Here is a 25,165-nt window from a genome sequence, read left to right on the forward strand (position 1 = left end):
CCCGAAATGCTAGCAGACCCAACCCCCTCCCCGCTGGCCCACCATTGGCGGCAGCGCGACCTGCAGGTGCTGTGGCACCCCTGCACGCAGATGCGCGAGCATCCGGACACCCTGCCGCTGGTGCCGATCGCCCGTGGCGAAGGTGCCTGGCTGATCGACCACGATGGCAACCGCTATCTGGATGCGGTCAGCAGTTGGTGGACCAACCTGTTCGGCCATGCCGAACCGCGCATCGGTGGCGCCATCGCCGCCCAGGCGACGCAGCTGGAACAGGTGATGCTGGCCGGCTTCGGCCATGAGCCGGCCATTACCCTGGCCGAACGCCTGCTGGCGCTGGCACCGCGCCAGCCCGGCCGCGCGCCGCTGGCCAAGGTGTTCTACGCCGACAACGGTTCGGCCGGCGTGGAAGTGGCCCTGAAGATGGCCTTCCAGTATTTCCAGAACCGTGGGGAATCGCGGCGTACGCGTTTCATCGCACTGGAGAACGGCTACCACGGCGAGACCCTGGGCGCGCTGGCGCTGGGTGACATCCCGCTGTATCGCCGTGTCTACGCGCCGCTGCTGGCCGAAGGGCTGTTCGCGCCCTCGCCCGACGCTTACCTGGCCGAGCCCGGCCAGAGTGCAGCAGATCGCGCACGGCAGGCCGCCGATGGCCTGGCCACCCTGTTCGACCAGCATCCGGGCGAGATCTGCGCGGTGATCCTGGAACCGCGCCTGCAGTGTGCCGGCGGCATGCGCATGCACGATCCGGTGTACCTGCAGCGCGTGCGCGAACTGTGTGATGCGCATGGCGCGTTCATGATCGCCGACGAGATCGCCACCGGCTTCGGCCGCACCGGCACCCTGTTCGCCTGCGAACAGGCCGGGGTGATGCCGGACCTGATGTGCCTGTCCAAGGGCCTGACCGGCGGCTTCCTGCCGCTGGCCGCGGTGCTGGCCACGCAGGCGCTGTACGACGCCTTCCTTGACGACTCGCGCGAGCGCGCGTTCCTGCACTCGCACAGCTACACCGGCAACCCGCTGGCCTGCGCGGCCGCGCTGGCGACGCTGGACATCTTCCGCGACGACGATGTGATCGCCCGCAACCGCAGCATCGCTTCCGTGATGGGTACGCTGGCGGCACCGTTCAACGACCATCCGCACGTGGCCGACGTGCGCCAGGCCGGCATGGTGGTGGCCTTCGAGCTGTCGCGCGACGGTAACAAGCGCACGCCGTTCGACCCGGCCATGCGGCTGGGCCTGCACGCCTACAAGGCCGCCTTGAAGCGCGGCGTGGTGCTGCGCCCGCTGGGCGACGTGCTGTACTGGATGCCACCCTACTGCGTGGACGACGAACAACTGGAGCTGCTGGCACATACCACACTGGCAGCGATTGACGAGGCGATTGCATGCGCGTGACCCGCTGCCCCATCGACCTGGCGCTGCACAGCGGCCAGACCGTGACCCTGCCGGAAGAGACGGCCAACCACCTGGTGCGGGTGATGCGCCTGCGCGAAGGCGATACCTGCGTCCTGTTCAACGGCGATGGCCACGACTACAGCGCGACGCTGACGGTGGCCGGCAAACGCGAGGTGCAGGTACGCATCGACGCCGTGCAGGCCATCAAGAATGAATCGCCACTGGCGATCACTCTGCTGCAGGGCATCGCGCGCGGCGAGAAGATGGACCTGATCCTGCAGAAGGCCACCGAACTGGGCGTGGCGGCGATCATTCCGGTCAACGCCGAGCGCACTGAGGTGAAGCTTGATGCAGCTCGGGCGGAGAAGCGCGTGGCGCACTGGAACAACGTGGTGACCTCGGCCTGCGGCCAGTCCGGGCGCGCGCGCATCCCGCAGGTGGGTTCGCCGCTGTCGCTGGCGCAGGCCGCGGCGGCACTGCCAGTGGATACGCTGCGGTTGACGCTGGACCCGCAGGGCGCACATCGCCTGTCGACGCTGGCGGCCGCTCCGGCAGGCGGCATCGTGATCGCGATCGGCCCGGAAGGCGGCTGGTCGCCGCGCGACCGCGATCAACTGGCGGCGGCAGGCTTCCAGGGGCTGCAGCTGGGCCCGCGCATCCTGCGCACGGAAACCGCCGGCCTGGCCGCGATCGCGGCACTGCAAGCGCGGTTGGGCGATCTGGGATAAGGAGCAGGTCCGGTGACCGCGGCGCTCGCCGGGCATGGCCCGGCGCTACCCCGGGAATCCGGGTCACCTGTGGTAGCGCCGGGCCATGCCCGGCGGATTCCCCATCAGGCCGCCAGTGAATCCAGCGCGGCTTCCAGTGCATCCAGGTTTGGCAGCAGCGCGCTCTGCTCACCCAGCAGCACGCGCATGTGCACGATCTGCGGCAGGGTTTCTTCGGAGGCGTCGGCCAGCAGGCCGTCGCGCGGCACCGAGATCAGCTGCGGGAAATTCTGCGTCAGCAGCGCATAGTAGGGGCGCTGCGCGTTGCCGCTCAGGGCCTTCAGCACCACCACTTTGTTGTGGCCGGCCACCGCCTCTTCGCCCAGCCCCGAAAGGCGTGCGAACGACACCAGCGGCACCTGCCAGCCGTGCCAGCCGATTTCGCCAACCAGCCAGCGCGGCGCATCGGAGACCGGCTGCACCGGCACGCGCGACATCATTTCGGCCACGGTGGCATTGGGCAGCAGTACGCGCTCGTTGCCGGCCTGGATCAGGACGCCGCGGATTTCGTCATTGCTGGCATAGCTCATGGTGCGTCTCCGTTATCGTCTTCCACGCCCCAGCGCGAGGCGATGGCCTGCGCCAGTTCCTGTGGTTCACCGGCCACCATGCCAGCGGCGACCACCGCCGTGGCCGCGGCAGGGTCATAGCAGCCCTCGCCGACCTGCCCGGCCACCCACGCACCGGCGGCGGCCAGATCCAGTGCCGGCCCCACAAGCGCAAGGTCGGCGCCGCTGAGCAGGACCAGCGCGGTGTGCTCAGCCGGCAGCGCGGCAATCGAGATCCCTTGCGCGTCGCTGACGAAATGCAGGCCGTCACTGGCTGCCTGCACGCCAATGTCATCGGCCAGCACGTGCACTTCACCGGGTGTTGCACGCTGGCCAGCTTCGGCCAGCTGCACCGGCAACGGCGACACGCGTGCCATCTGCTTGACCAGGTTGCCGTAGCGTCCGCCATCCAGGCGCATGTGCACCAGGACCGGCACGCTCAGCGAAGACGGCAGCGCGCCGAGCAGGCGACGCAACGCGTCCGGGCCACCGATGCCGGCCAGCACCAGCAGCGATCCGGCGCGTGCGCCCACGGGCGCTGCGGCATCCAGGTCGACCAGGCTCAGATGACCGGTATCGAAGGAAGGCAGCGATGCCTCCACTGCAGCGTGGTGCGGAGCGGCGGCCGGGGCATCGGCCCCGTCTTCGACCAGGGACCAGGCGGTGTGGTCGAAGGAGACCGGCGGCAGGGGCGCTGCTGCGGGCGCGGTATCTGCCAGCGACGGCAGTACGGGCGGCTCCAGCGGCTCGGGCACGACCGGCTGCAACGCCGCCAGCGCCTGTTCCAGCGCGATCGGTTCGTGCAGCTGCGCGGGCGGCGAGTACAGGCTGTCAGCAGGGACCTCGTCGGCCCAGCTCAATGCCTGGTCCAGGTGCGGCTGCAACGCTTCTTCCTGCGGCGCCGGCGGTGGTGCCGGGTGGCCCGGCTCCAGCTGCAGGCCGGGTTCTTCTTCGGCCCCCGGCGGCAACACGTGCTGGTGGCCATGCAGCTTGGCGGCCAGATGACGGCCCCAGCGCTGAGCCTCCCAGCCATCACGACGTGCGGCCAGCTCGGCCTCGTCGAAGACCAGGGTCAGGCCCGGTGCGGACAGCACCGCTTCCAGGCGCTCCAATGCATCCTCAATGGCGGCCTCCAGCGCGATCACCACGAACTGCGGGCGCGCCTCCTGCAGGACCCGCACCTCCAGCGTATTGGGATCATCTTCCAGCACCAGCTGTACATCGGCGTGCGACAACGCCTCGCGCAGGCGCTCACGCGCCGCGCCGGGGCGGGCCAGCAGGGCAACGGCCGGAGCCGTTTGGGTTTCACTCACGGGCACGGGCGATCCCCAGCAGGTCGTACACGTTACGCATCAGGTCCAGTTCCTGGTACGGCTTGCCCAGATAGCGCTGGACACCAATCTCGAAGGCGCGCTGGCGGTGCTTGTCGCCGCTGCGCGAGGTGATCATCACGATCGGCACATCCTTGTAGCGCGGGTCGGCGCGCATCGCGGTGGCCAGCTCGTAGCCATCCATGCGCGGCATCTCGATATCCAGCAGCATCAGGTCCGGCACGCGCTCTTCCAGGCGTTCCAGCGCCTCCACGCCGTCGCGGGCAACGCTGACCTCGAAATTGTGGCGTTCGAGGATGCGGCCGGTGACCTTGCGCATGGTCAGGGAGTCGTCCACCACCATCACCAGCGGCACCTGGCGCTCCTGGCGCGGCGCATTGGCCAGTACCGGCAGTGTCGGATTGGCGAGGAAGCGGCGCACCAGCGGCGCCACGTCCAGGATCACCACCACACGGCCATCGCCGGTGATGGTCGCGCCGTAGATGCCCGGCACCGATGCGATCTGCAGGCCGACCGGCTTGACCACGATTTCGCGGTTGCCCAGCACCTGGTCGATTGCCACGGCGGCACGCAGGTCGCCGGCGCGGACCAGCAGCAGCGGCACCTGGTCCTGGCCGTCGGCACGCGCCGGAGCCTGCCCGACCAGGCTGCCGAGGTCGTACAGCGGATAGTCCTCGCCGCTGTAGCGATAGCTGCTGTCGGCCGCTTCGAAACGCTCACGCGACAGGCGGCCGATGCCACTGACCGAGGCGACCGGCACCGCAAAGGTGGTTTCGCCGATCTGCACGAACACCGCCTGGGTGACGGCCAGCGTCTGCGGCAGGCGCAGGGTGAAGCGCACGCCCTGGCCCCGCACCGACTGGATGTCGACCGAACCGCCGAGCTGGCGCACTTCGTTGCGCACCACGTCCATGCCCACGCCGCGGCCGGCCAGCTGGCTGACCTGATCGGCGGTGGTGAAGCCGGACGCGAAGATCAGGTTGTCCAGCTCCTGCTCGTTCGGCTGCGCATCGGCGGCCAGCAGGCCGCGGTCGATGGCGCGGCGGCGGATCGCTTCGCGGTCCAGGCCGGCGCCGTCATCGGCCACTTCCAACACGATTTCCGAACCTTCGCGGTGCAGGCGGATGGCGATCTCGCCCTCCTCCGGCTTGCCGGCGGCGCGGCGCTGCTCCGGCGCCTCCAGGCCATGGGCCACGGAGTTGCGCAGCATGTGTTCCAGCGGCGCGACCATGCGGTCGAGGACGTTGCGGTCCAGTTCGCCGTGGGTACCTTCCAGGGTCAGATGGACCTGCTTGCCGGTATCCATGCCGGACTGGCGGACCACGCGGCGCAGGCGCGGCACCAGGCCGTCGAACGGCACCATGCGCGCGCGCATCAGGCCATCCTGCAGCTCGGAGCTGACGCGCGATTGCTGCTGCAGCAGCGAATCGTACTGGCGCGACAGATCGTCAAGCACGCCCTGCAGGCCCCCCAGGTCGGCCGCCGACTCGTTCAGCGCACGGCTGAGCTGCTGCAGGGTGGAGAAGCGGTCCAGTTCCAGCGGATCGAATTTCTGGTCGGCCTGGTCCTGTTCGCGCTGGTAGCGGGCGACGATCTGCGCCTCGGTTTCCAGGTCGAGTCGGCGCAGCTGGTCGCGCAGTCGCGCATTGGTGCGCTCCAGTTCGCCCATGGCACCACGGAAGGCACCGAGCTGCTGTTCAAGCCGCGAGCGGTAGATCGCCACTTCACCGGCATGGTTGACCAGGCGGTCGAGCAGGTCGGCGCGCACGCGCACCTGCTCCTGCTGCGGACGCGCCAGCGGATCTTCATCGACCACGCCTTCTGCCGGCAGCGGTGCCGACAACGGCGCATCGAGGAGTGCCGGAGCCGGGCTGGTGACCGCTGCCGAGTCGGTTTCTGCGACGCTCGCCACGTTGGCCGCCGCTGCCGCAGCGATATCGGTGGTGGTACGCACTTCGAACGCGTCGACCAGGTCCTGCGCCGGTTCCACCACGCGATGATCACCGGTGCGGGTCAGCAGCTGGTGCAGGCGATCGAAGCCACGCTCCAGCAGCTGCACATCACGGCGCTCGATCTCGGTGCGACCGGCGGCGACGGCTTCCAGCAGCGATTCGATGCTGTGGCCGAGATCGCCAATGGCGTTGATGCCGGCCATGCGCGCGCCCCCCTTGAGGGTGTGCAGGTCACGCTGCAGGCCGGCCAGCACCTCGCGATCCTGCGGTGCATCGCGCAGTTCGCTGATCAGGCCATCACAGTGGTCGAGCAGGTCCTTGCCTTCATCGACAAAGATATCGACCAGCTCGCGGTCGTACACGCTGAAGTCAAGTGCGTCGGCGCCGTCTTCGGCATCGGCCGCATCAGGCACCTGCTCGAGGTGCGGCGCACGGGGCGTGACGTCGGCCTCTGTAATCTCGGCATCGGCGTCGGCATCGGCATCGGCATCGGCTTCGACCATGCCCTGGCCCGGCGCCTCTTCCATCTCGAAGAAGCGCACCGCAGCAGCGCTGCCCTGCGGGGGCTCCGCGGTGATCTCCTCAATCACCGTCGCCGGGGACGGCTGATCGGCGCTCTCTCCTTCACCGACCGCCGCCTCCCCGCCGACGTCCGCATCCTCGGCAAAGGCATCTGCCTCGCCCGGCGCGAGTTCGCTGGCCTGGAGGCCGATCACGGGCCATTGCCCGTCGTCGTCCAGGGTCTGCTCTTCCTCGATCACGTGCAGGCCGGCCTCGAGTGCGGCTGCCAGCGTGACCGGTTCTGCAAAACCCGGCACAGCCATTTCATCCTGCAGGCTCGACAGCTCGCTGTCGAGTGGCAGTGCAGCAGCGTCGTCAATGACGCGGTCATCGCCACGGCCCGAATCAAATGACAGCGACGTATTCAGGTCGATCGCGTCAACATCCGCAGACACCGGCAGCTCTTCCGCGTCACGGTCATCCACCGGCAGCGCACTGGCGTCGAGGTACGGCGACAGATCGTCGGCCATGGTCAGATCAGCGTCTTCGACCGTCGCGATCGTGGGCACGGCATCTACGTCGGCCACTTCGACAACAGGCGCACTCTCGACCGGCTGGATCGATTCAATCGTGCCGATGTCCGCCACGGCAGGTTCATCTTCGCCTGGCACCGACGCCCAGCCGGCGTCGAAGTAACGCGAAAGATCGTCGCTGGCGGTCAGCTCGCCCACGTCCAGGCCGCTGTCGGCCGCGACATCCAGCGGCTGCGGCTCGGCTGCAGCTGGAACCGGTTCCAGCGCATCTTCGGCAAGCAGTTGCGGCTCGGCAATGAGATCGGGCTCCGCATCGAAAGCGGACGGCATGCTGGTTTCGTCCAGCGCGTCCAGCCCAGCCAGCGGCGCTTCGGCTTCGGATGCCGGCTCGACATCAGCCGCCAGCTCGACGCCCTCCTCATCCTCGTCTTCCAGCGCGAACAGCGGCCAGCGTGCTTCCGGCAGCTCGCCGGCCAATGCCTGCAGCCGCTGCACCAACGCGCCCTGCGAAACAATGCGCGGCTGTTCGGCCTGCAGCGCCTCCATGGTCGCGGTGATCGCCTGCGCAGTCGCATCCAGTGCGGCAACGCCTTCGTCGCCAGGCACCACGTCAGCGGCCAGCGCGCGCTTGATGTAGGACTCGGCACCGCCGGTGACCGCCGTGATTTCCGGCACTTCGGTCATCGCGAAGGCGCCGTTCATGGTGTGCACTGCGCGCAGCAGCGCGTCGCTGACCGGCTGCGGTGCCTGCTGCGCCGAGCGCAGCCAATCCTGCAGGGTGGCCTGGTGGACTTCCACTTCGGCTTCGAGGATCTCGCGCAGCACGCTGTCGATGTTGGCTGGCGTGCCCACGGCCTCGGGCACCAGCTCGGCTTCGTCCTGCACCGACGCGATGGCTTCGGCCGCCAGGATGCGGCTGATCTCGTCCTCGCCTTCGGCCTCGGCCACCGGTGCGGCCGCTACCGGCAGCGGCACGTAATAGGTTTCCTCACCGGCGCCGACACGATCGGCGATGGCCTGCATCGCCTGCAGGTCCACGCTGATGCGCTGGCCATGGCGCAGCGCGGCGTTCAGCTGCGGCAGCGCGGCATGTGCGTTATCGACCATCGCCAGCACGGCCGGAGTGGCCGGGCGGCTGCCATCAAGCACGCGGTTGAGCATGCCTTCGATCTTCCAGGCGAACTCGCCCAGGGTGCGCGCCCCCACCAGGCGGCCACTGCCCTTGAGGGTGTGGAAGATGCGCCGGATCGGCCGCAGCCGGTCCATGTTGTCCAGCTGCACACGCCATGCCGGCAGCAGCGTGCCAAGGTTGGCGAGCTCGTCGTCGAACTCTTCCAGGAACACCTCGCGGATGTCCTCGTCGATGTTCTCGGCATCGTCGTCGAAGCCCGCCTCGAAGCCGGCCTCGGTCCCAGCCACGACCGGGATGTCCGCAGCGGGCGGAGCCGCCATGGCCTGCGGATTGAAGTCGGCCGCCGCGGCGCTCAGCTCGGCAAAGAACTGCGCGTCGGCTTCGCTGAAATCGATGGGTGCGATGGTGTCGATATCAATCACCGAAACCGCCGGTGCCGGTGCATCGGAGGCCGGCGCCAGCATCTCGGCCATCGGCGCGGGCACGTCCTCCGACACACCCGCCGGAACGGCGTCCACTCCGGCAACCACAGGGCTTTCGTCTACCCGCAGAGGCGTGGCGGCATCGACGATCTCCAGCGACGGATGCAATCCGGCGTCGTCGTCCAGCGACAGCGTCTCCATCGCGTGCAGCGACAGCACGTCGTCGGCATTGTCCAGCGCATCGGCGTCGAAGCGGAATACCACGTCCTCGCCGGCGGCAACCGCATCGTGCTCTGCAGCGACCGGGTCGAACACCGGCGCGGCAAAGTCAGCGGTGTCGAAGGGCACCGACGCGTCGACGTCGCCCTCGACGGCCATCACGGCCGCATCGGCCACTGCCGGCGGCGTTGCCTCCGACAGTGTCCACTGCGGCGCCGATCCCACTCCGGTTTCGACCCGTTCGAAACTGACCGGCTCGAAGCTGGCGAAGGTCGGACTGCGCTCATCTTCGGCACTCGCGGCCGGATCGGAGTCGGAATGGAACGGTGCGAGATCCCATTGCGGCACGTCGGGTGCAGGCGCGCTGGAGGCGGCGAAGACCAAGGGCGCATCTGCGTCGTCCTGCAGCGACAGCGGTGCGGATGCAACGGTCCCCAGCGCACCGAACATCAGGCTGTTGTCCACCACCTCCGGTGCAGGCGTGGCCGGTGGCGGATCAAAGGTAAAGTCCGGCAGCGGCACCGGCACAGTGCCGGCGGCGGGCGCGGCCGGCTGCACCGGAATCTCGATGCGCTCCGGCTGCAACGGCTCGGCCTGCAGCGCGACCGGCTCGCGTTCGATCAGCAGCGATGCGAACGGAATCGGCGCGGCGGCAACAGGTTCCACCGTGTTGCGATCCGGCAACGGCCAGTAGCGCAGCGCTTCAAGGCTGCTGCGGGTGATGTCGAGAATGTCCTCGCGGCCCGGGCGGCGGTCGCGCAGTGCTTCGAGGTAGTACTCCAGGCTGGCCATGGCATCGGCCAGGGTGTCCAGCTGACGACCACTGGGCACGCGCTGGCGACCGATCAGCTCCGCTTCGATGTACTGCTGCACACCGCGCAGGTAATCGGCAGCCGTGCCCAGATCCAGCATGCGCAGCGCGCCGGAGACATCCCCCAGCAGGCGCGGCACGTCCTGCAGCTCGGCATGGTTCCAGCTGGTTTCAATGAAAGCGACGAAGTGCTCGCGGGCGGCGGCGAAGTTGGCGATGGCCTCATGCGCCAGCACCTCTACCGTGCGCCGGTTCTCCACCGCGCTCGGATCGTCCTCGCCACTGCCGCCGGCGCCCAGATGGGCGACCTGGTCATCCAGCGAGGCATCCACGTACAGCAGTGCACCGGCGATATCCAGCAGCAGGTTCTCGTCGATCTGCTGGCGCCCTTCGACCACGCCACGCAGTGCATCACGCTGCTGCACGACCACGCCGCGGGCAACGCCCAGGCCCATCATGCCCAGCGTATCGGCCACCGCACCGAGCTCGTTGGCCTGGGTCTGCAGCTGTTCGGGCGCGCCGCCGGTACGCAGGTGCAGGTCCAGCGCATCCTTGATGCGCAGCAGTTCTTCCTTCACCGCACTGCCGACGGTGTCGAGCAGTTCGCGATTGCGTCCACTCAGGCTGCCACGGGCATGGTCCAGTTCGGCCTCGGTGGCGGTGACGCTGTCCGGTGCGAATGCCAACAGCACGCTGTCATGCACCCCTTCTTCGCCACGCGCGGCACGGATTTCGTTGAGCAGTGGCATCAGCACGATCGGGATGTCGCGATGCCCGTTCTGCAGGCGCTCCAGGTAGTCGGGCAGCAGCACGCTGCCACGCATCAGGGTCGCGCAGGCTTCATCCCGATCTGCCACACCACCGGCGCCGATGGCATTGGCCAGCTGTTCAAGCTCCTCGGCCACCATCGCCGGGGCATACAGTTCGACCATGCGCAGGGTGCCCTGCACCTGGTGCAGGTAGCCGGCGCAGATGCGCATGCGGCTGGCATCGGCCGGGTCTTCTGCGTAGTACTCGACCTCGTTGCGCACCTGGCGCAGGGTCTCGTCCAGCTCAGGCTTGACCCAACCCAGCGCTGCGTGGCTCATCGCATCGCGCAGACTGCTCATGGACGCGCTCCGTTCGCCGCCGCGCGGAAGCCGCGCGAATTCTGGCGTGGGGAATGGAAATGCTTCATCGACTGGTTCCTTGCTCGCCGCCCTGCCCGCGTCACGCCGGCAGCTTGAAGTCGGCGACCGAACGACGCAGGTCGGCCGCCAGCTGCGCGAGGTGGCCGATCGATTCGGCGGTCTGCCCGGCACCCTGCGAGGTCTGGCCGGTGATCTGCCGGATCACGCCCATGGTGCGGGTGATGTCCGAGGCCGCGGCCGACTGCTGCTGGGCGGCGATGGAGATGTTCTTGATGAGGGTGTTCAGTGCATTGGACACGCGCTCGATTTCGGTCAGCGCGGTGCCGGCGTCCTCGGCCAGGCGTGCACCGGACACCACCTCGGCGGTGGTCTGTTCCATCGACGTGACCGCTTCATTGGTGTCGGCCTGGATGGCCTGCACCAGGTTCTCGATGCGTCGGGTCGCGCCGGAGGTACGTTCTGCCAGGCGCTGCACTTCGTCCGCCACGACCGCGAAACCACGGCCGGCTTCACCGGCCGAGGCCGCCTGCACCGCCGCGTTCAACGCCAGGATGTTGGTCTGCTCGGAAATGTCGTTGATCAGTTCCACGATCGAGCCGATTTCCTGCGACGACTCGCCCAGGCGCTTGATACGCTTGGAGGTTTCCTGGATCTGGTCGCGGATCTGGTCCATGCCCTGGATGGTCTCGCGCACCACGCCGGCACCCTCGGCGGCGATCACCACCGAGCGCTGTGCCACGTCGGCCGACTCAGCCGAGTTGCGCGACACCTGTTCGATGCTCGCCGCGATTTCGCCGATGCGGTCCGACGCCGAAGTGATCTGGTTGGCCTGGTGGCCCGCCGCCTCTGCCAGCTGCATGGCGGTGGCCTGGGTTTCCTGGGTGGACAGCGCGACCTTGGCCGAGGTGTCGTTGATGGTGGTCACCAGGTGGCGCAGCTCGTCGACGGCGTAGTTGATCGCGTCGGCGATGGCGCCGGTCATGTCCTCGGTCACCGAGGCCTTCACTGTCAGGTCGCCTTCACCCAGCGAGGAAATTTCGTCCAGCAGCCGCATGATCGCCTGCTGGTTGCGGCTGTTGAACTCCACCTGGGTCTGGTAGCGCAGTTCCTGCTCGCGCGAGCGGCTGCGCACGTTGGTGGAGACGAAACCGATGATCGCGATCAGCGACAGCGCGCCGGACACCACGCCAATCCAGAAATTCGGGAACAGGCGGGTATCGGACACCGAACCGAACGAGGAGAACGCCTCGAACAGCTTGCGGCTGTCGTCCAGCATGTGCGCAGAACCCTGGCCCAGTGCGGTGGCCGCCGACTGCGCGGCGAACAGCTGGCGCGAGCTGGCCAGGATCGCGTCGGCGTCCTGCTTCATCGCTTCCCACTTCTGCTGCGACTGCTCCAGCGCGGCCACGGCGGCAGCACCGCGCACGGCGGTGATGCCCAGTTCCTCGTTGCCGTTGCGCAGGCCGTCGAGCACCTGCGAGAACACGGTGATGTCGCGGGCCAGTGCATCGCCCGAGGTGGCAGCGGCGCTGCCACCGGCACGCATTTCCGTCACGCGGCGGGCCATGGAGCCGGCCACCACCACCTGCTGCAGGGCGCTGTACACCTGCGACGACGGGGCGCCGGAAGCGGACATCGCACGCACCAGCTCGTTCAGCTGGGCCTGTAGCCCCGGCACGGCGCCGGTGAAGTTGTTGGCGTTGCCGGCCAGGGCCAGCACCGCCGGTTCACTGGCGACCAGCTGCCCGGCCTGCTTGCCCAGCGGCGCCCAGGTTTCGCCCAGGGTGGCGATCGCACCGGACACGCCCGGTTCCTTGCCGTAGCGCCCCTGCAGGGTCGACACGTTCTGTTCGATCGCGTTGCGGGTGGCCTTGAAGGCGGTGAACGCCTGCGCGTTGCCGCCCACCGCGTCACGGCCCTGGTTGGCCAGCTGCTGTGACAGCACCTGCAGGTCGGCCGCCTTGGAACCGGCATCGGCCAGGCGACTGCCCTGCCAGGTGGCGACGCCGGTGTTGACGCCGAACAGGATCATCGATGCCAGCAGCAGGAACAGCCAGAGGTTGCTGCCGCCCAGCCGCAGCTTGCCGGTCTTGGTGGCGTCCGAAGCAGTACTCATCGTTCAACCTCGATCTTCAATGCAGGGGGCGTTGCCCGGCCTCAGGCCGCGGCTTGCCGGAATTCAGGGGTACGCGACAGCAGCGAGAGCGAGAACACGCCCCAGTCGTGGCCGTCGGCGTGGAAGGCGCGATCGACGAAGTGGCCGTAACGCCCTTCGGCCAGCGTGCCGGCTTCGATCTGCTGGTCCAGTTCGAAACTGCGCTGGCCGAACAGCTCATCGATGGTCAGCGCGACGTCGCCGCCGGCCTGGCGCATGATCAGCACGCGCTGGCCTTCCTGCTGCACGGTACGCGTGCCTTCCAGGAAGTACTTCAGGTCGACCACCGGGAACAGGTTGCCGCGCAGGTTGCCCACGCCCAGCAGCCACGGCTGTGCGCACGGCACCGGGGTGACCGGCGGCATCGGCACGATTTCCACCACTTCGCGGAAATCGGACACCAGCCGACGCTGGCCGACGCGGTAACCCACGCCACGCCAGAGGTCCTGCGCGAACTGCCGCTCGGGCAGCTGCACCGCGTGGGCCAGGCTTCGCCGTTCGTAGGCTTCGAGGATGTCGAAGGGCGAGCGCATCAGGCCACCAGCTCGTTGATCCGCGCGATCAGTTCATCCTCGCGCGGCGGCTTGACGATGTAGTCGGCCGCGCCCTGGCGCAGGCCCCAGGCCTTGTCGGTTTCCATCGCCTTGGTGCTGACGATGATCACCGGGATGTGCTTGATCGCTGCATCACGGGCCATCGCGCGGGTGGCCTGGAAGCCGCTCATGCCAGGCAGGACCACGTCCATCAGCACCAGCTGCGGCACCTGGTCGCGGACCAGCTGCAGTCCATCCTCGGCGTTGTCCGCTTCCAGCACCTCGTGGCCGGCACGGCGCAGCCACTGGGTGAACACCGCACGGTCGGTCGGTGAATCCTCGATCAGAACGATACGAGCCATTGTGCCTTTCCCCCCTGGTCAGGCGTTGACGTATGTGCGGATGGCACCCAGCAGTTCTTCACGCGTGAAAGGCTTCGTCAGGTATTGCTCCGAGCCGACGATGCGTCCCCGCGCCTTGTCGAACAGGCCATCCTTGGACGAGAGCATGATGACCGGGGTCGCCTTGAACAGCTGGTTGCCCTTGATCAGCGCACAGGTCTGGTACCCGTCCAGGCGCGGCATCATGATGTCGACGAAGATGATCTGCGGTTGCTGGTCTGCGATCTTCGCAAGCGCTTCGAAGCCGTCGGTGGCGGTGACCACCTCGCAGCCTTCGCGCTTGAGCAGCGTTTCCGCAGTCCTGCGGATGGTCTTCGAATCATCGATGACCATCACCCGGAGTCCTGCGAGTTCCCCGCCCGCAGTCGTGTTTTCAGTCATTGCCTATCCCCAAGCGCACGGCCCGATCTCTGGCGGGGGCCGCTACGAAAGCGTATCTATATCGCACTTTCCGCGCCCGCTTCAAGGCCGCCCCATGGCGCGGGGCATGGCACCCTCCTGAACGTGACGGGTTTCGCAATGCGTGCGCGGGCGCCGGGCGGACGCTGCGTTGCAGTACGGCGGGGAGGCGCGCGGGCGGCGTTGCCGCTACCATCAACGCCTTGCCTGACAGGTGCGCCCATGCCGTTGAACGTCATCGTGGTGATGGACCCCATCGCCCACATCAAGATCGCCAAGGACACCACCTTCGCCATGCTGCTGGAAGCCCAGCGCCGCGGCCATGCCCTGCACTATGTGCGCCCGGGCGGCCTGGCCCTGGAGGGTGGCGTAGCGGTGGCCCAGACCGCACCATTGCAGGTGCGCGACGACCCGGCCGGCTGGTATGAGCTGGGCGCATTCAGCCGCACCGCATTCGGCCCCGGCCAGATCGTGCTGATGCGCAAGGATCCGCCGGTCGACGCCGAATACATCTACGACACCCAGGTGCTGGACGTGGCCGCAGCGGCCGGCGCCTGCGTGGTCAACAACCCGCAGGGCCTGCGCGACTACAACGAGAAGCTGGCCGCGCTGCTGTTCCCGCAGTGCTGCCCGCCGACCCTGGTCAGCCGCGACGCCAAGGCGTTGAAGGCCTTCGCGCTGGAGCATGGCCAGGCCGTGCTGAAGCCGCTGGACGGCATGGGCGGCCGCTCGATCTTCCGCAGCGGCCAGGGCGATCCGAACCTGAACGTGATTCTGGAAACGCTGACCGACGGCGGCCACAGGATGGCGCTGGCGCAGAAGTTCATTCCCGACATCACCGCCGGCGACAAGCGCATCCTGCTGGTCGATGGCGAACCGGTCGACTACTGCCTGGCGCGCATCCCGCAGGGCGACGAATTCCGCGGCAACCTCGCCGCCGGCGGCCGCGGTGAAGGCCGCCCGCTGAGCGAGCGCGACCGCTGGATCGCCGCCCAGGTGGGCCCGGAGATGAAGCGTCGCGGCATGCGCTTCGTCGGCCTGGACGTGATCGGTGATTACCTTACCGAGGTCAACGTGACCAGCCCGACCTGCGTGCGCGAACTGGACGCGCAGTACGGCCTGAACATTGCCGGCACCCTGTTCGACGCACTCGAGGCCGGCCTGCGCTGATGCCGTCCGCACCTGCCGTCCTGCCCCCGCCGCCGCGCGAAGCGCAACGGCTGGGGGCGACCATCGCGCTGTCTGTGCTGGTCCACGCCCTGCTGATCCTGGGCGTGGGCTTTGCCGTGAAGGGCGATGCACCGCTGGTGCCGACGCTGGAAGTGATCTTCAGCCAGACCCGCACCGCGCTGACGCCGAAGCAGGCTGATTTCCTGGCCGCGGCCAACCAGGAAGGCGGTGGCGAGCACGACCGCGCACAGCGTCCACGCGACAACCAGGCCGGCATCGTCCCACAGGCCCAGTCCGGGCTGAGCCCGGTGCCGCAGCAGCAGCAATCGGCCGCGCCGGTTCCGCCGCCGCAGGCACGGGTGGTCAGCAGCCGCAATGGCGAAGAGGTGGTGGCGCAGGCACAGTCCCGCCCCACGCCGGATCAGCCCGAACCGGACGCACCGCTGAGCGCGCGCGAGCAGCGCGATGTGGAGATGGCGCGGTTGGCTGCCGAAGTGCATCTGCGCTCGGCGCAGTACGCCAAGCGCCCGAACCGCAAGTTCGTGTCGGCCAGCACGCGCGAATATGCCTATGCCAATTACCTGCGTGCCTGGGTCGACCGCGCCGAGCGCGTAGGCAATCTGAATTACCCGGACGAGGCCCGGCAGCGCCGCCTCGGTGGCCAGGTGGTGATCAGCGTGGGGGTGCGCCGCGATGGCAGCGTGGAGAGCAGCCGGATCCTGCGTTCGAGCGGGACGCCGCTGCTGGATGAGGCGGCACTGCGGGTGGTGAAGCTGGCCCAGCCGTTCCCGCCGTTGCCGAAGACCGAAGACGAGATCGACATCCTGCAGGTCACCCGCACGTGGGTGTTCCTGCCGGGCGGCACCCTGCACGACGACCGGTAGGGGTTTGCTGCCCGGGCCTGCGGCCCGGGACCCGCAGAGGCAACGGCCACAGCCGAAGCAACAGCAGAAGCGGCGGCGGGGATGCTGGACCTGGCGGGGCGGTGTGGGCTTGCAGGACACGCCGTAAACCTGTGGTGGTCTAATCAACTTGGACACTCGATAGGATCAATTTCAAGCATCGAGGTAGACCCATGGCAAAGCAGATCACTCAGGGCATGAGGGACGAGGCGGTTCGCCTTGTGGTTGTGGAGGGGCAGACAGTCAGGGACGTCTGCCAGCTGATGGATGTCGGCCCGACGGCGCTGAGGCGCTGGATCGAGCAATGGCGTCGAAAACATGACCCGCAGGCCGAGGCACCGCCCGTAGATGCCCAGGTCAGAATCGCCGAGCTGGAGGCCCAGAATCGCAGGCTCAAGGAGGAGCGCGACCTACTAAAAAATGTCCAGTGTCAAGCCTTTCGTGGAAACACGGCGGGCTTGAAACCATATACGGGGCAATAGGTTAGCTCTGTTTCGTGCCGCTTGCCGTGGAGGCGGCGTTGTGGGCTGGGAGCCACATAGGAGCCTTGAGAAAGCAAGCCGGGTCGCGCTGTGGCGGTGACGATTGCCAAGGGATGGCGGGCTTGTTCGGCCATCATAGTCCAATCGTTCGCGGCACCCCAGAACGAAGAACGCGCAGCGTTCGGCTGCGCGTTCAAGGGGTGGCCTGCTTGGTTACTGCGGATCATCAGCTTGGTTTTGGTGGCGCGACCTTACCCGCACTACCCTTCCTGAATCCTCTATCCCCAGCGATGAACGCCTCCAGCATGTGCGGGATCAGCGTCGTGGCATCGACCGCCTCGCCATACGCATGCGCGTGCAACGCGGCGTAGCGGTCGAGGTCGGCTTTCAAGCTGGCCGGGCAGGCAAAGGTCAGCTTGACGCTTTCGAGCTTGGGTAGTGGCCCCAGCCGCAGTTTCCTGGTCGTGTTCATCGTAAAGTCCCCTTGTTGAAGAACAGCGGCTGATAAGGCCGTAGCACCAGATCGCGGTTTACGATGATGCGCACCGGCAAGCCGGGGCGGCTGGTCAGCGTGGGTTGGATGTTGAGGTTGCGCCGGGTCACTTCCTGGCCGACTTGGTTCACGGTGTCCTGCAGGCTGTCGCGCCCGGCGATGATGACGCGATCACCGTCCTGGTGGTTTTCAGGTGCAGCCAGTTCGGCTCCCACACCCAGCAGTGTCGTCAGCACGGCACCAGCAAAGATCCGATCCCAGTGCCAGTCCACGTCGTCTTCCAGACCGGCATAACCCGCCGGGTCGGTGCCGATCAGGTTGTCAATCGTGAGCGAAGACGTGTCCGGCAGGATGATGCGGTTCCACACCACTTGGACGCGGCTCTGCCCGTAGCTGACCTGGCTGTTGTACTTGCCCAGGATGCGCGAGCCCTGCGGGATCAGCAGGAACTTGCCAGTGGCCGTGTCGTAAATCGGCTCCGTCACCGTGGCGATTACGTCGCCCGGCAGGTCGGACTTGATGCCCGTCACCAAAGCTCCGGCTATGACGGTTCCAGCCATCACCTGATACGGCGAGGTGGGCATTTGCAAGTTGCCGGAGTTACGGGTTTCCGTAGAGCCGCCCGTCAGGAACGCCTCTTTCTGGTCTTGCCGGTTCTGCACGGCAGTTGGATCAGCGGGCTGGGCCGCCGTCGAGGCCGGGCCAGCGGCCAGCGGATCGAACGCAGCATTGGCAGCGAAGCCTGGTGCGGCAGCGACCTGCGACTGCGCCACGGGCGCTGCCTGCGTGGAACCAGTGGAGAAGAACACCGATGAAGCCGCAGCCGCTTCTGCTTCCTTGCGTAGCGCATCGTTAGGGTCGTAGCCCGGCGCGGCATAGGTGGCGGCAACTGGCTGCTGCGAGTTGACGATGGCTGGCCCCAGGTCGCCGGGCAAAGGAGGCCCCAGCTCCGGCACGTCAGGCGGCAGCGCTGGCAGTTTGGAATAGTCGGTCGGTAGCGCATCCAAACCTTCCGACTTGGACACGCGATCCACGTTGTACAGCTCGGTGGATTCGCCCGCGCCGCGTTGCTGCGGTTGCAGTGACCAGATCAGCGCGCCCATCACGCCAACCGACAAGCTGCCGGCTAGGATGGCCAGCGTGCGCCGGTTCAGGCGCGTGACTGGGCGCGGTTGGGCGCGCAGCGCCACCGCCTCGGGTGCCACCTTGCCCACCTGCGGCGTGGCAAGGTCGGGAGTATCGTCCTGGCTCATGCTCAGTTCCTCCCGGCAATGCCACCCGTGCGCTCGATGCGTATCACATCGCCCATGTCGTCTCCCAGGCGCAGTTCTGCCGCACCGAACAGGCGATCAACGATGTAGTACGGTGAGCGGAAGCGATAGTTCACCAGTTGCCCGTCGCCCTGCGCACCGATGACGAACAGCGGCGGCAGCTCGCCCTGAGCGATGCCTGCCGGGAACTGGATGTACACCTTCTCGCCATCGTCGAAAGCGCGCAGCGGCTTCCATGGTGGATTGCTGCCGCTGATCGCATAGCGAAACCGGATGTTCTCCAGCGACAGGCCCGCATCGACCGGCGCGGCAGCGCTGGCAGCCTGTGCCTGTCGCTGCAAGGCCAGCATCCGATCCTTGGGGTAATCCCAGGACACCGACGCCATCCATGCCTTGTCGGTCGAAGTCAGTTCCAGCAGATAGGTGCGGCGGCTGGTGGTGATGACCAGATTGGTCTTCAACCCGGAACGGATAGGCTTGACCAGCACATTGACGCGCAGATCGGCCCCGCTGCCGCTGGAGGTGTCGCCCACAATCCATCGCACGGTATCGCCCGCAGCGACCGTCACCAATTCCTCGCCGGGCTGGAGCGCAATCACGGTTACGCGGCCCACGGACGCATAGACCTGATACAGCGCGCCATCGGTGAAGGGCCAGACCTGGATCGCATTGACATAGCCCTCACGAGTCGGCGCAATGCGCGCCTCGGCATTGGCGCGGGAGACGCGCACCTTCTCGTCGACAGGCTCCGGTGCCACCGGGGCCGCATCAACGTCCGGCAGTGGCTTCAACTGTGCGGGCAGCGCCAAGGGCTCGGGCACTGCCACGACTTCGATGGGCTTGGGCGGCTCGGGCAATGGTTGAGCCTGGATCGGCTCATCGAGTGATATCACAGGCGGCGGCTTGCCCTGCGTGGCGCAGCCCGCAAGTCCCAGCAGGATTAACGGCAAAGCGTAAAAACGGAAAGGCACACTCATGGTTTCACTCCTTCAGAAGAATCCAGTTCACGGCTCCACGACAAGCCATTGACGTAGATGCCCAGCGGGTTGCGGCGCAGGCGTTCTTCGGTGCGCGGGGTCTGCTGCACGATGGACACCACCGCCGTCCATCGCTCCAACCCGGCAGCCGCTCCATTGACGTAGCGGCGTTCCGTCCAGCGCACGTTGAAAGACGCATCGCTGGCGCGTACCACGCTGGTGATCTGTACCGTCACCGACTCCTTGCCGATGCGGGCGAACGGGTCATTCACCCGCGCATAGTCGTTGAGCACCGCCGCGCCCCGGTCGGTGGTGTAGTCGTAGGCATCGAGCCAGTTCTGCCGCACGACGATGGGGTCGATGGACAAAGACCGCACCAGCGTCATAAAGCGCGCGATGTGGTGTGCCGTCTGCGCATCGGTGGGCCGGTACGGCGTGGCCGCTTCGCCCACGGTGCGCACCTGGCCGGACTGATCGACCTCGATGACATAGGGCGTGACGATGGATTGGGCCGAGCGCCACACCAGGCCACCGGCCATCAGCAGCGCGAGCACCAGGCAGCCAAAAGCCATCAGCCGCCAATTCTTGGCCTGCACGCGGGCCGAGCCGATGCGCTCGTCCCACACCTGGGCGGCGGCTTGATACGGAGTGGCAGGCTGTGGCGTATCGGCATAGCGCACCTGCGGTCGTTTGAATCGCATGGGGTTCTCCTTAAAAGTCAGCTATCGGGTCATTCATCGGGGCGCAGGCTCGGGCCTTGGCCCGAACCGCCGCCGTCGCCACCGCGCAGCGTGTGCGCGACCGTGGCGGTGGCCTGGGTGAGTTGTTGGCGGCGTTGCAGGCGCTTGGCCCAGCCGGGTTGCTCCTGCTTCTGCGCATTGGCCGTGTTGCCGGCGGCATCGTCTGTGGTGGCCTGCCCGGAACTGGCAGCGCCACCGCCTGAACCACCATCGGTGCCGGAGCCTTGCCAGCCTGCTTTGAATGGCGCGGCAGTCTTGGCAGCGGCTGCTTTGATGCCAGCACCCGCGCGTTGACCTGCCGCCTGTGCGCCGCCCTTGGCGACAGTGCCCAGCCCTGCCAGCGCGCCTTTGGCCCCGCCGCCCGCAGCGGCGGAACCGGCCTGGAAAGCCGTCTTCGCGCTGCCAGCCGCCGAGGTTGCGGCCCGCGCACCAGACCCGGCGAGCTTGGCGGCAGCCGGTGCCATGCGCGCCCCGGCCATCACGGCTCCGCCCACGCCGGTGGCGGCGGCACCTACGGCAACCGCCGCGCCTGCGGCACCCACAGCAGCACCGGCCATCGCCCCGGCACCCAACTGCGGTGCGCCGGAAACCAGCCCGGTGGCAATGCCAGGGCCGAAGATTCCCAACGCCAGCAGCGTCAGTGAGGCCAGCATGATGACCACCGCATGGTCGATGGACGGCTCGGCTGGATGCACCTGGAACTCGGCAAACAGGCCCGAGCCGATGCCGACGATGACGGCCAGCACCAACACCTTGATGCCCGAAGACACCACGTTGCCCAGCACTTTCTCGGCGAGGAAGCTGGTCTTGTTCCACAGCGCAAACGGCACCAGCACGAAGCCCGCGAGCGTGGTCAGCTTGAACTCGATCAGCGTGATGAAAAGCTGGATCGCCAGAACGAAGAAACACAGGATCACCACCGCCCAGGCCAGGAACATGACCACGATGGGCGTCATGTTCACGAACACTTCGGGAAAGCCCGCCATGTCGCTGATCTGCTCAAGAATCGGTGCCGCCGCGTCGATGCCAGTCTTGGCCAAACGTCCCGGTTGCAGGAATTCGCCCATGCTCATCGTCGAGCCGCTGGCCGTCAGGCCCAGGCCCGCGAATGAGCGGAAGACGATGCTGGCCAGCCAGTTGAAGTTGTTGATGATGTAGGCGAAGGCACCGACGTAGAGCACCTTGCGCAGCAGCTTGGCGATCACGTCATCGCCTTGGCCGGTGGCGTGGCTCATCGCCCAGTACAACCCGGCAATCGTCATGTCGATGACGATCAGCGTGGCGGTGAGGAACGCGACTTCGCCCTGCAGCAGCCCAAAACCCGAGTCGATGTAGCGCGAGAAAGTAGCAAGAAAGCGGTCGATCACTGTCACGTCATTCATGGCACGTCCCCCTCGAAGGGCATGGCGTCTTGGTCACTGGCGGGTGTGTCAAAGCTCGGCGGGATCGGCGGCAGATCAGCCAGCGTGCGAAACTCGTCAGGCCCGGTTTCCCCGGCGAAGAAGCGCCGCCGGAAGGCATCGGCCGCGGCCAGGCAGGCGTCTTCGCCTGCCGTCGTCCTGTCGGCGGCACACTGCGCACGCAAAGCCTTTAGCCGCACGGGATCGGCGGCCAGAGCAGCGGCCAGGTCTTCGATCGGCTGCTGGCCGCAAGCGACCAGCAGCACGGGCAGCACCAAGAAAACGCATCGCATGGCCGTCTCCCGTCAGTTGCCGTAGAAATCCACGCGCTGCGGTGTGTAGGGCGTGCCATCACCTAGAAAGCGACGCGTCACTTCACGTCCACGTTCGACAGCAGCTGCTTGGCGTGCCAGTTCGAGCGCGGCAGCCCGTTCCTGCGTGATCTGGAGTTGCTGCGCCTGGATGGATTGCTTGGCCTGCAAAGCCAGAAGCTGATTGGTCGCCTGCATGGCTTGCAGCGCGCCGGTGGCGGACTGACTCTGGCTGATCAGATCGGACAGTGCGCTTTCGTCTTGTGCCAGGTTCTGCGACACCTGCGCCTGCATCCGCATGGCGGTATGCAGGCCATTCAAAGTGTTCTTCCAGCGTTCCTGCGCATCGCGCAGCATCTGGTCGCCGCTGACGGTCGCGGCGTATTGTTCCGGGTACAACCGGGCGAAAGTGGCATCCATGCTCTGCACGTCAAAGGCCAGGCCGCGCGCCTCGGCGATCAGGCGCTCAGTGGTTGCCAGCGTCGAGCGCAGGCGATTGACGATGTTGAAGTCCAGATTCGCCAGATTGCGCGCCTGGTTCATCAGCATCTGTGCTTCGTTTTGAAGCTGGTTGATTTGGTTGTTGATCTGCTCCAGCGTGCGAACAGCGGTCAACGTGTTCTGCACGAAATTGGACGGGTCAAACACCGTCAGCGCAGACGCAGGCTGTGAGGCCAGCAGCGATACCGACAGCACGGCGGCGAGTGAGACAGAGAGCAAACGGGGTTGGGTGTTCATGGCGAAACCTCCAGAGGATCAGAAGCGAGGAAGGACGCTGCCGCCGGTGAGGAAGGCAGCAGGTCTGCGGCCCAATCGAGGCCGCGATGGCGCAGCCAGGCACCGGCAAAGCCCGGTGTGCCTGCGTCCAGCAGCACGCGATCCATGTCGCGTTGGTCTTGCGGAGTGGAAGCCCCGGCAAAGGCCAGCGTGGCTGGCCCCAGGTCGAGGTCGAACAGGCGATTTCCCAACCGCGATTGGTAGTAGTAGTCACGCTTGGGTTGCGCGGTCGCCACGATCTCGATCTGGCGTGAGTTCAGCCCGAAGCCTTCGTAGATCGTGCGGATCTGCGGCTCTGTGGCCTGCGGATTGGGGAGGAAAATGCGACTCGCGCAGCTTTCGATCACCGCCGCAGCAATGCTCGAATCCTTGATGTCGGCTAGCGACTGAGTAGCGAAGATGACGCTGACATTCTTCTTGCGCAGCGTCTTGAGCCACTGGCGGATGCGGGCGGCGAACACCGGGTCATCGAGGAACAACCAGGCTTCATCGAGGATCAGCAGCGTGGGCGCGCCGTCGAAACGTTCATCGAAGCGGGCGAACAGGTAGCCCAGCACCGCCAGCACCGCCGCCTTGCTGTGCATGAGTTCTTCCATCTCGAAGCACTGCACAGAACCCGAACCAAGACGATCCGAATCTGCGTCCAGCAGCTTGCCGTGCGCGCCGCCCAGTACATAGGGCGCGAGCGCCTGGCGCAATGCGTTCGATTGCAGCAGCACCGACAGGCCCGTCAGCGTGCGCTGCTCCGCCGGCGCACCCGCAAGGCTGCCGAGTGCCGACCAGATCGCGGCCTTCTCCTCTGGGCCGATGGCCACGCCTTCGTGCAGCAAGCGGCCTTCCACCCATTCGGCGGCCCAGGTGCGGTAGCCCTCTTGGTCGACGCGGGCCAACGGCTGGAAACCAATCGCCCCATCGCTGCCTAGGTCGTAATGCTCGCCCCCAAGCCCCAGGATGGTGGCGCGCATGGAGCGGCCCATATCGAAGGCGAAGATGCGCGAACCGAAGTAACGGCGGAACTGCATTGCCAGCGTGGCGAGCAATACCGACTTGCCCATGCCGGTTGGCCCGGCGACCAGCGTGTGGCCCACGTCTCCGATGTGCGTCACCAGCCGGAACGGCGTCGCGCCATCGGTGCGCGTGACGATCAGCGGCGGGCCATCCAGATGCGCGTTTTTCTCCGGCCCTGCCCAGACCGCTGACAGCGGCATCATGTGCGCCAGGTTCAGCGTCGAAACGATGGGCTGTCGCACATTCGCGTAGGCGTTGCCGGGGATCGAGGACAGCCAGGCATCGACAGCGTTGAGGGTTTCGGGGATGGTGACGAAGCCGCGCCCCTGGATGACGCGTTCCACCATGCGAAGCTTCTCGTCGGCGGTCGCCGGATCAGCATCGAGCACCGTCAATGTGGCAGTGAGATAGCCGAAAGACACCTGATCGCTGCCCAACTCCTGCAGGGCGGCATCGGCATCGGCGGCCTTGTTGTTGGCGTCGGTATCGACCAGCGGGCTTTCCTGCTGGAAGATCGTTTCACGCAATAGCGCGACGACGTTCTTGCGCTTGGCGAACCACTGGCGGCGCAGGCGGCCCAGTTCTTTTTCCGCTTCGGCTTTGTCCAGGCACAGAAAGCGCGTGCTCCAGCGATAGCCAAAGCCCAGACGGTTGAGGTCGTCCAGAATCCCCGGCCAGGTCGAAGTCGGAAAGCCCCGCACCGATACCACTCGCAGGTGCTGGTCGCCCAGCATGGGGGTCAGACCACCGACCAACGGCGAGTCAGTTAGCAACGCGTCGATGTGAAACGGCACGCCGGGCACACCGACGCGGTAGCGTCGCGTGGACACCGTGGCGTGCAGGTAAGTCAGTGTCTGCGCGTCATCCAGCCAGCCAATTTCCGGCATCACGCCATCGAGCAGGTCGAACACGCGATCTGTTTCTGCCACGAAAGCTTCAAGCCGACCCTGCCAGTCCACACCGTCGCCCGGTGCGTTCTCATAGAGCATCTTGGCGGCGCGGGCGCGAGATTCTTCTGGTGGCAGATAAGCCAGCGTGAGGTGATAGGCGCTCTCGTAGTGATGGCCGGATTCCTTGAAAGCCGCGCGGCGTTCTTCTTCCACCAACCAGGACAACGGCTCGGGGAAGTCGGAACGTGGATAGCCCGCCGCTGCGCGGCGCTCGGCTTCGATGAACAAGGCCCAGCCCGATCCCAGGCGGCGCAGTGCGTTGTTGAGCCGCGCCGACGTGGCGATCAGCTCGCCTTGCGTGGCGCTGTCCAGATCCGGCCCACGAAAGCGTGCTGTGCGCTGAAACGAACCATCCTTGTTCAGCACCACCCCCGGCGCAATCAGCCCGGCCCAGGGCAACCAGTCGGCCAGCAGCGCGGGCCGCTGGCGGTATTCGGCAAGGTTCAGCATGT

At 66.9% G+C, this 25,165-nt stretch carries 20 protein-coding genes; 5 read left to right on the top strand and 15 right to left on the bottom strand.

Translation table 11 applies throughout. From position 1 onward, the window contains the following. Nucleotides 1-6: 6 nt before the first annotated feature. Entirely contained in the window at nucleotides 7-1,398 is a 1,392-nt protein-coding gene (gene bioA, locus G5A07_RS09800; RefSeq protein WP_223107650.1) for an adenosylmethionine--8-amino-7-oxononanoate transaminase, read from the top strand. Next, nucleotides 1,389-2,126 (top strand): 16S rRNA (uracil(1498)-N(3))-methyltransferase, encoded by a 738-nt coding sequence (locus tag G5A07_RS09805; RefSeq protein WP_043399181.1) that lies wholly within the window; start codon nucleotides 1,389-1,391, stop codon nucleotides 2,124-2,126. The genes bioA and G5A07_RS09805 overlap by 10 nt, the downstream gene beginning before the upstream one ends. Before the next feature lie 104 nt (nucleotides 2,127-2,230). Here the strand turns inward: G5A07_RS09805 and G5A07_RS09810 are convergent, their stop codons facing one another. From G5A07_RS09810 to pilG, 7 genes are all read right to left on the bottom strand, one after another. Then, entirely contained in the window at nucleotides 2,231-2,695 is a 465-nt protein-coding gene (locus G5A07_RS09810) for a chemotaxis protein CheW (protein ID WP_010482710.1), read from the bottom strand. Then, nucleotides 2,692-4,032, bottom strand: coding sequence for a chemotaxis protein CheB (locus G5A07_RS09815; protein ID WP_191863232.1), 1,341 nt, complete (start codon nucleotides 4,030-4,032; stop codon nucleotides 2,692-2,694). The genes G5A07_RS09810 and G5A07_RS09815 overlap by 4 nt, the downstream gene beginning before the upstream one ends. Next, entirely contained in the window at nucleotides 4,019-10,723 is a 6,705-nt protein-coding gene (locus tag G5A07_RS09820; protein ID WP_191863233.1) for an Hpt domain-containing protein, read from the bottom strand. Before G5A07_RS09820 ends, G5A07_RS09815 begins: the two co-directional genes overlap by 14 nt. Before the next feature lie 100 nt (nucleotides 10,724-10,823). Continuing rightward, on the bottom strand, nucleotides 10,824-12,860 hold the full coding sequence (locus G5A07_RS09825; RefSeq protein ID WP_010482706.1) for a methyl-accepting chemotaxis protein: 2,037 nt from the start codon (nucleotides 12,858-12,860) through the stop codon (nucleotides 10,824-10,826). 41 nt (nucleotides 12,861-12,901) lie between these two features. Further along, complete coding sequence (locus G5A07_RS09830; RefSeq protein WP_010482705.1) at nucleotides 12,902-13,432, bottom strand: chemotaxis protein CheW; 531 nt, start codon at nucleotides 13,430-13,432, stop codon at nucleotides 12,902-12,904. Further along, nucleotides 13,432-13,794, bottom strand: a complete 363-nt coding sequence (locus tag G5A07_RS09835; protein ID WP_005410717.1) for a response regulator — start codon at nucleotides 13,792-13,794, stop codon at nucleotides 13,432-13,434. Before G5A07_RS09835 ends, G5A07_RS09830 begins: the two co-directional genes overlap by 1 nt. Nucleotides 13,795-13,812: 18 nt before the next feature. Then, complete coding sequence (pilG, locus tag G5A07_RS09840) at nucleotides 13,813-14,214, bottom strand: twitching motility response regulator PilG (RefSeq protein WP_005418455.1); 402 nt, start codon at nucleotides 14,212-14,214, stop codon at nucleotides 13,813-13,815. 240 nt (nucleotides 14,215-14,454) lie between these two features. Between pilG and gshB the strand changes: the two genes are divergently transcribed. The 3 genes from gshB (at nucleotide 14,455) to G5A07_RS09855 (ending at nucleotide 16,786) form a co-directional block, all read left to right on the top strand. Continuing rightward, entirely contained in the window at nucleotides 14,455-15,402 is a 948-nt protein-coding gene (gshB, locus tag G5A07_RS09845) for a glutathione synthase (RefSeq protein ID WP_019338700.1), read from the top strand. Next, nucleotides 15,402-16,286, top strand: coding sequence for an energy transducer TonB (locus G5A07_RS09850; RefSeq protein ID WP_010482701.1), 885 nt, complete (start codon nucleotides 15,402-15,404; stop codon nucleotides 16,284-16,286). The genes gshB and G5A07_RS09850 overlap by 1 nt, the downstream gene beginning before the upstream one ends. 191 nt (nucleotides 16,287-16,477) lie before the next feature. Continuing rightward, nucleotides 16,478-16,786 carry a transposase gene (locus G5A07_RS09855; protein WP_262405885.1) on the top strand — a complete coding sequence of 103 codons (309 nt, stop codon included), beginning with the start codon at nucleotides 16,478-16,480 and terminating at the stop codon, nucleotides 16,784-16,786. A 226-nt stretch (nucleotides 16,787-17,012) separates the two neighbouring features. On the opposite strand, the gene G5A07_RS09860 is transcribed toward G5A07_RS09855, so the two are convergent. The 8 genes from G5A07_RS09860 to trbE are packed head-to-tail and all read right to left on the bottom strand — an operon-like array spanning nucleotide 17,013 to nucleotide 25,163. Beyond that, nucleotides 17,013-17,258 (bottom strand): DUF2274 domain-containing protein, encoded by a 246-nt coding sequence (locus G5A07_RS09860; RefSeq protein ID WP_191863234.1) that lies wholly within the window; start codon nucleotides 17,256-17,258, stop codon nucleotides 17,013-17,015. Further along, nucleotides 17,255-18,532, bottom strand: coding sequence for a TrbI/VirB10 family protein (locus G5A07_RS09865; RefSeq protein WP_191863235.1), 1,278 nt, complete (start codon nucleotides 18,530-18,532; stop codon nucleotides 17,255-17,257). The genes G5A07_RS09860 and G5A07_RS09865 overlap by 4 nt, the downstream gene beginning before the upstream one ends. 2 nt (nucleotides 18,533-18,534) lie before the next feature. After that, nucleotides 18,535-19,527, bottom strand: a complete 993-nt coding sequence (gene trbG / locus G5A07_RS09870) for a P-type conjugative transfer protein TrbG (protein ID WP_191863236.1) — start codon at nucleotides 19,525-19,527, stop codon at nucleotides 18,535-18,537. Continuing rightward, on the bottom strand, nucleotides 19,524-20,228 hold the full coding sequence (gene trbF / locus G5A07_RS09875) for a conjugal transfer protein TrbF (protein WP_191863237.1): 705 nt from the start codon (nucleotides 20,226-20,228) through the stop codon (nucleotides 19,524-19,526). The genes trbG and trbF overlap by 4 nt, the downstream gene beginning before the upstream one ends. A 29-nt stretch (nucleotides 20,229-20,257) precedes the next feature. Next, complete coding sequence (gene trbL, locus G5A07_RS09880; RefSeq protein ID WP_010280360.1) at nucleotides 20,258-21,649, bottom strand: P-type conjugative transfer protein TrbL; 1,392 nt, start codon at nucleotides 21,647-21,649, stop codon at nucleotides 20,258-20,260. Then, the gene (locus G5A07_RS09885) at nucleotides 21,646-21,960 is read right to left on the bottom strand and encodes a hypothetical protein (RefSeq protein ID WP_191863238.1); all 315 of its coding nucleotides are present in this window, start codon (nucleotides 21,958-21,960) and stop codon (nucleotides 21,646-21,648) included. Before G5A07_RS09885 ends, trbL begins: the two co-directional genes overlap by 4 nt. 12 nt (nucleotides 21,961-21,972) lie before the next feature. Beyond that, a complete protein-coding gene (gene trbJ, locus G5A07_RS09890; RefSeq protein ID WP_191863239.1) occupies nucleotides 21,973-22,716 on the bottom strand; it encodes a P-type conjugative transfer protein TrbJ in 744 nt (247 codons plus the stop codon). Next, nucleotides 22,713-25,163, bottom strand: a complete 2,451-nt coding sequence (gene trbE, locus G5A07_RS09895) for a conjugal transfer protein TrbE (RefSeq protein WP_191863240.1) — start codon at nucleotides 25,161-25,163, stop codon at nucleotides 22,713-22,715. The genes trbJ and trbE overlap by 4 nt, the downstream gene beginning before the upstream one ends. Between the last annotated feature and the right edge of the window lie 2 nt (nucleotides 25,164-25,165).

The organism is Stenotrophomonas sp. AS012628, from assembly GCF_010608305.1.
GTDB classification, from domain to species: domain Bacteria; phylum Pseudomonadota; class Gammaproteobacteria; order Xanthomonadales; family Xanthomonadaceae; genus Stenotrophomonas; species Stenotrophomonas geniculata.

Coding starts and splice junctions, on each gene's coding strand:
- bioA (WP_223107650.1), top strand. CDS start 7: ATGCTAGCAGACCCAACCCCCTCCCCGCTGGCCCACCATTGGCGGCAG.
- G5A07_RS09805 (WP_043399181.1), top strand. CDS start 1,389: ATGCGCGTGACCCGCTGCCCCATCGACCTGGCGCTGCACAGCGGCCAG.
- G5A07_RS09810 (WP_010482710.1), bottom strand. CDS start 2,695: ATGAGCTATGCCAGCAATGACGAAATCCGCGGCGTCCTGATCCAGGCC.
- G5A07_RS09820 (WP_191863233.1), bottom strand. CDS start 10,723: ATGAGCAGTCTGCGCGATGCGATGAGCCACGCAGCGCTGGGTTGGGTC.
- G5A07_RS09825 (WP_010482706.1), bottom strand. CDS start 12,860: ATGAGTACTGCTTCGGACGCCACCAAGACCGGCAAGCTGCGGCTGGGC.
- G5A07_RS09830 (WP_010482705.1), bottom strand. CDS start 13,432: ATGCGCTCGCCCTTCGACATCCTCGAAGCCTACGAACGGCGAAGCCTG.
- G5A07_RS09835 (WP_005410717.1), bottom strand. CDS start 13,794: ATGGCTCGTATCGTTCTGATCGAGGATTCACCGACCGACCGTGCGGTG.
- pilG (WP_005418455.1), bottom strand. CDS start 14,214: ATGACTGAAAACACGACTGCGGGCGGGGAACTCGCAGGACTCCGGGTG.
- gshB (WP_019338700.1), top strand. CDS start 14,455: ATGCCGTTGAACGTCATCGTGGTGATGGACCCCATCGCCCACATCAAG.
- G5A07_RS09850 (WP_010482701.1), top strand. CDS start 15,402: ATGCCGTCCGCACCTGCCGTCCTGCCCCCGCCGCCGCGCGAAGCGCAA.
- G5A07_RS09855 (WP_262405885.1), top strand. CDS start 16,478: ATGGCAAAGCAGATCACTCAGGGCATGAGGGACGAGGCGGTTCGCCTT.
- G5A07_RS09860 (WP_191863234.1), bottom strand. CDS start 17,258: ATGAACACGACCAGGAAACTGCGGCTGGGGCCACTACCCAAGCTCGAA.
- G5A07_RS09865 (WP_191863235.1), bottom strand. CDS start 18,532: ATGAGCCAGGACGATACTCCCGACCTTGCCACGCCGCAGGTGGGCAAG.
- trbG (WP_191863236.1), bottom strand. CDS start 19,527: ATGAGTGTGCCTTTCCGTTTTTACGCTTTGCCGTTAATCCTGCTGGGA.
- trbF (WP_191863237.1), bottom strand. CDS start 20,228: ATGCGATTCAAACGACCGCAGGTGCGCTATGCCGATACGCCACAGCCT.
- trbL (WP_010280360.1), bottom strand. CDS start 21,649: ATGAATGACGTGACAGTGATCGACCGCTTTCTTGCTACTTTCTCGCGC.
- G5A07_RS09885 (WP_191863238.1), bottom strand. CDS start 21,960: ATGCGATGCGTTTTCTTGGTGCTGCCCGTGCTGCTGGTCGCTTGCGGC.
- trbJ (WP_191863239.1), bottom strand. CDS start 22,716: ATGAACACCCAACCCCGTTTGCTCTCTGTCTCACTCGCCGCCGTGCTG.
- trbE (WP_191863240.1), bottom strand. CDS start 25,163: ATGCTGAACCTTGCCGAATACCGCCAGCGGCCCGCGCTGCTGGCCGAC.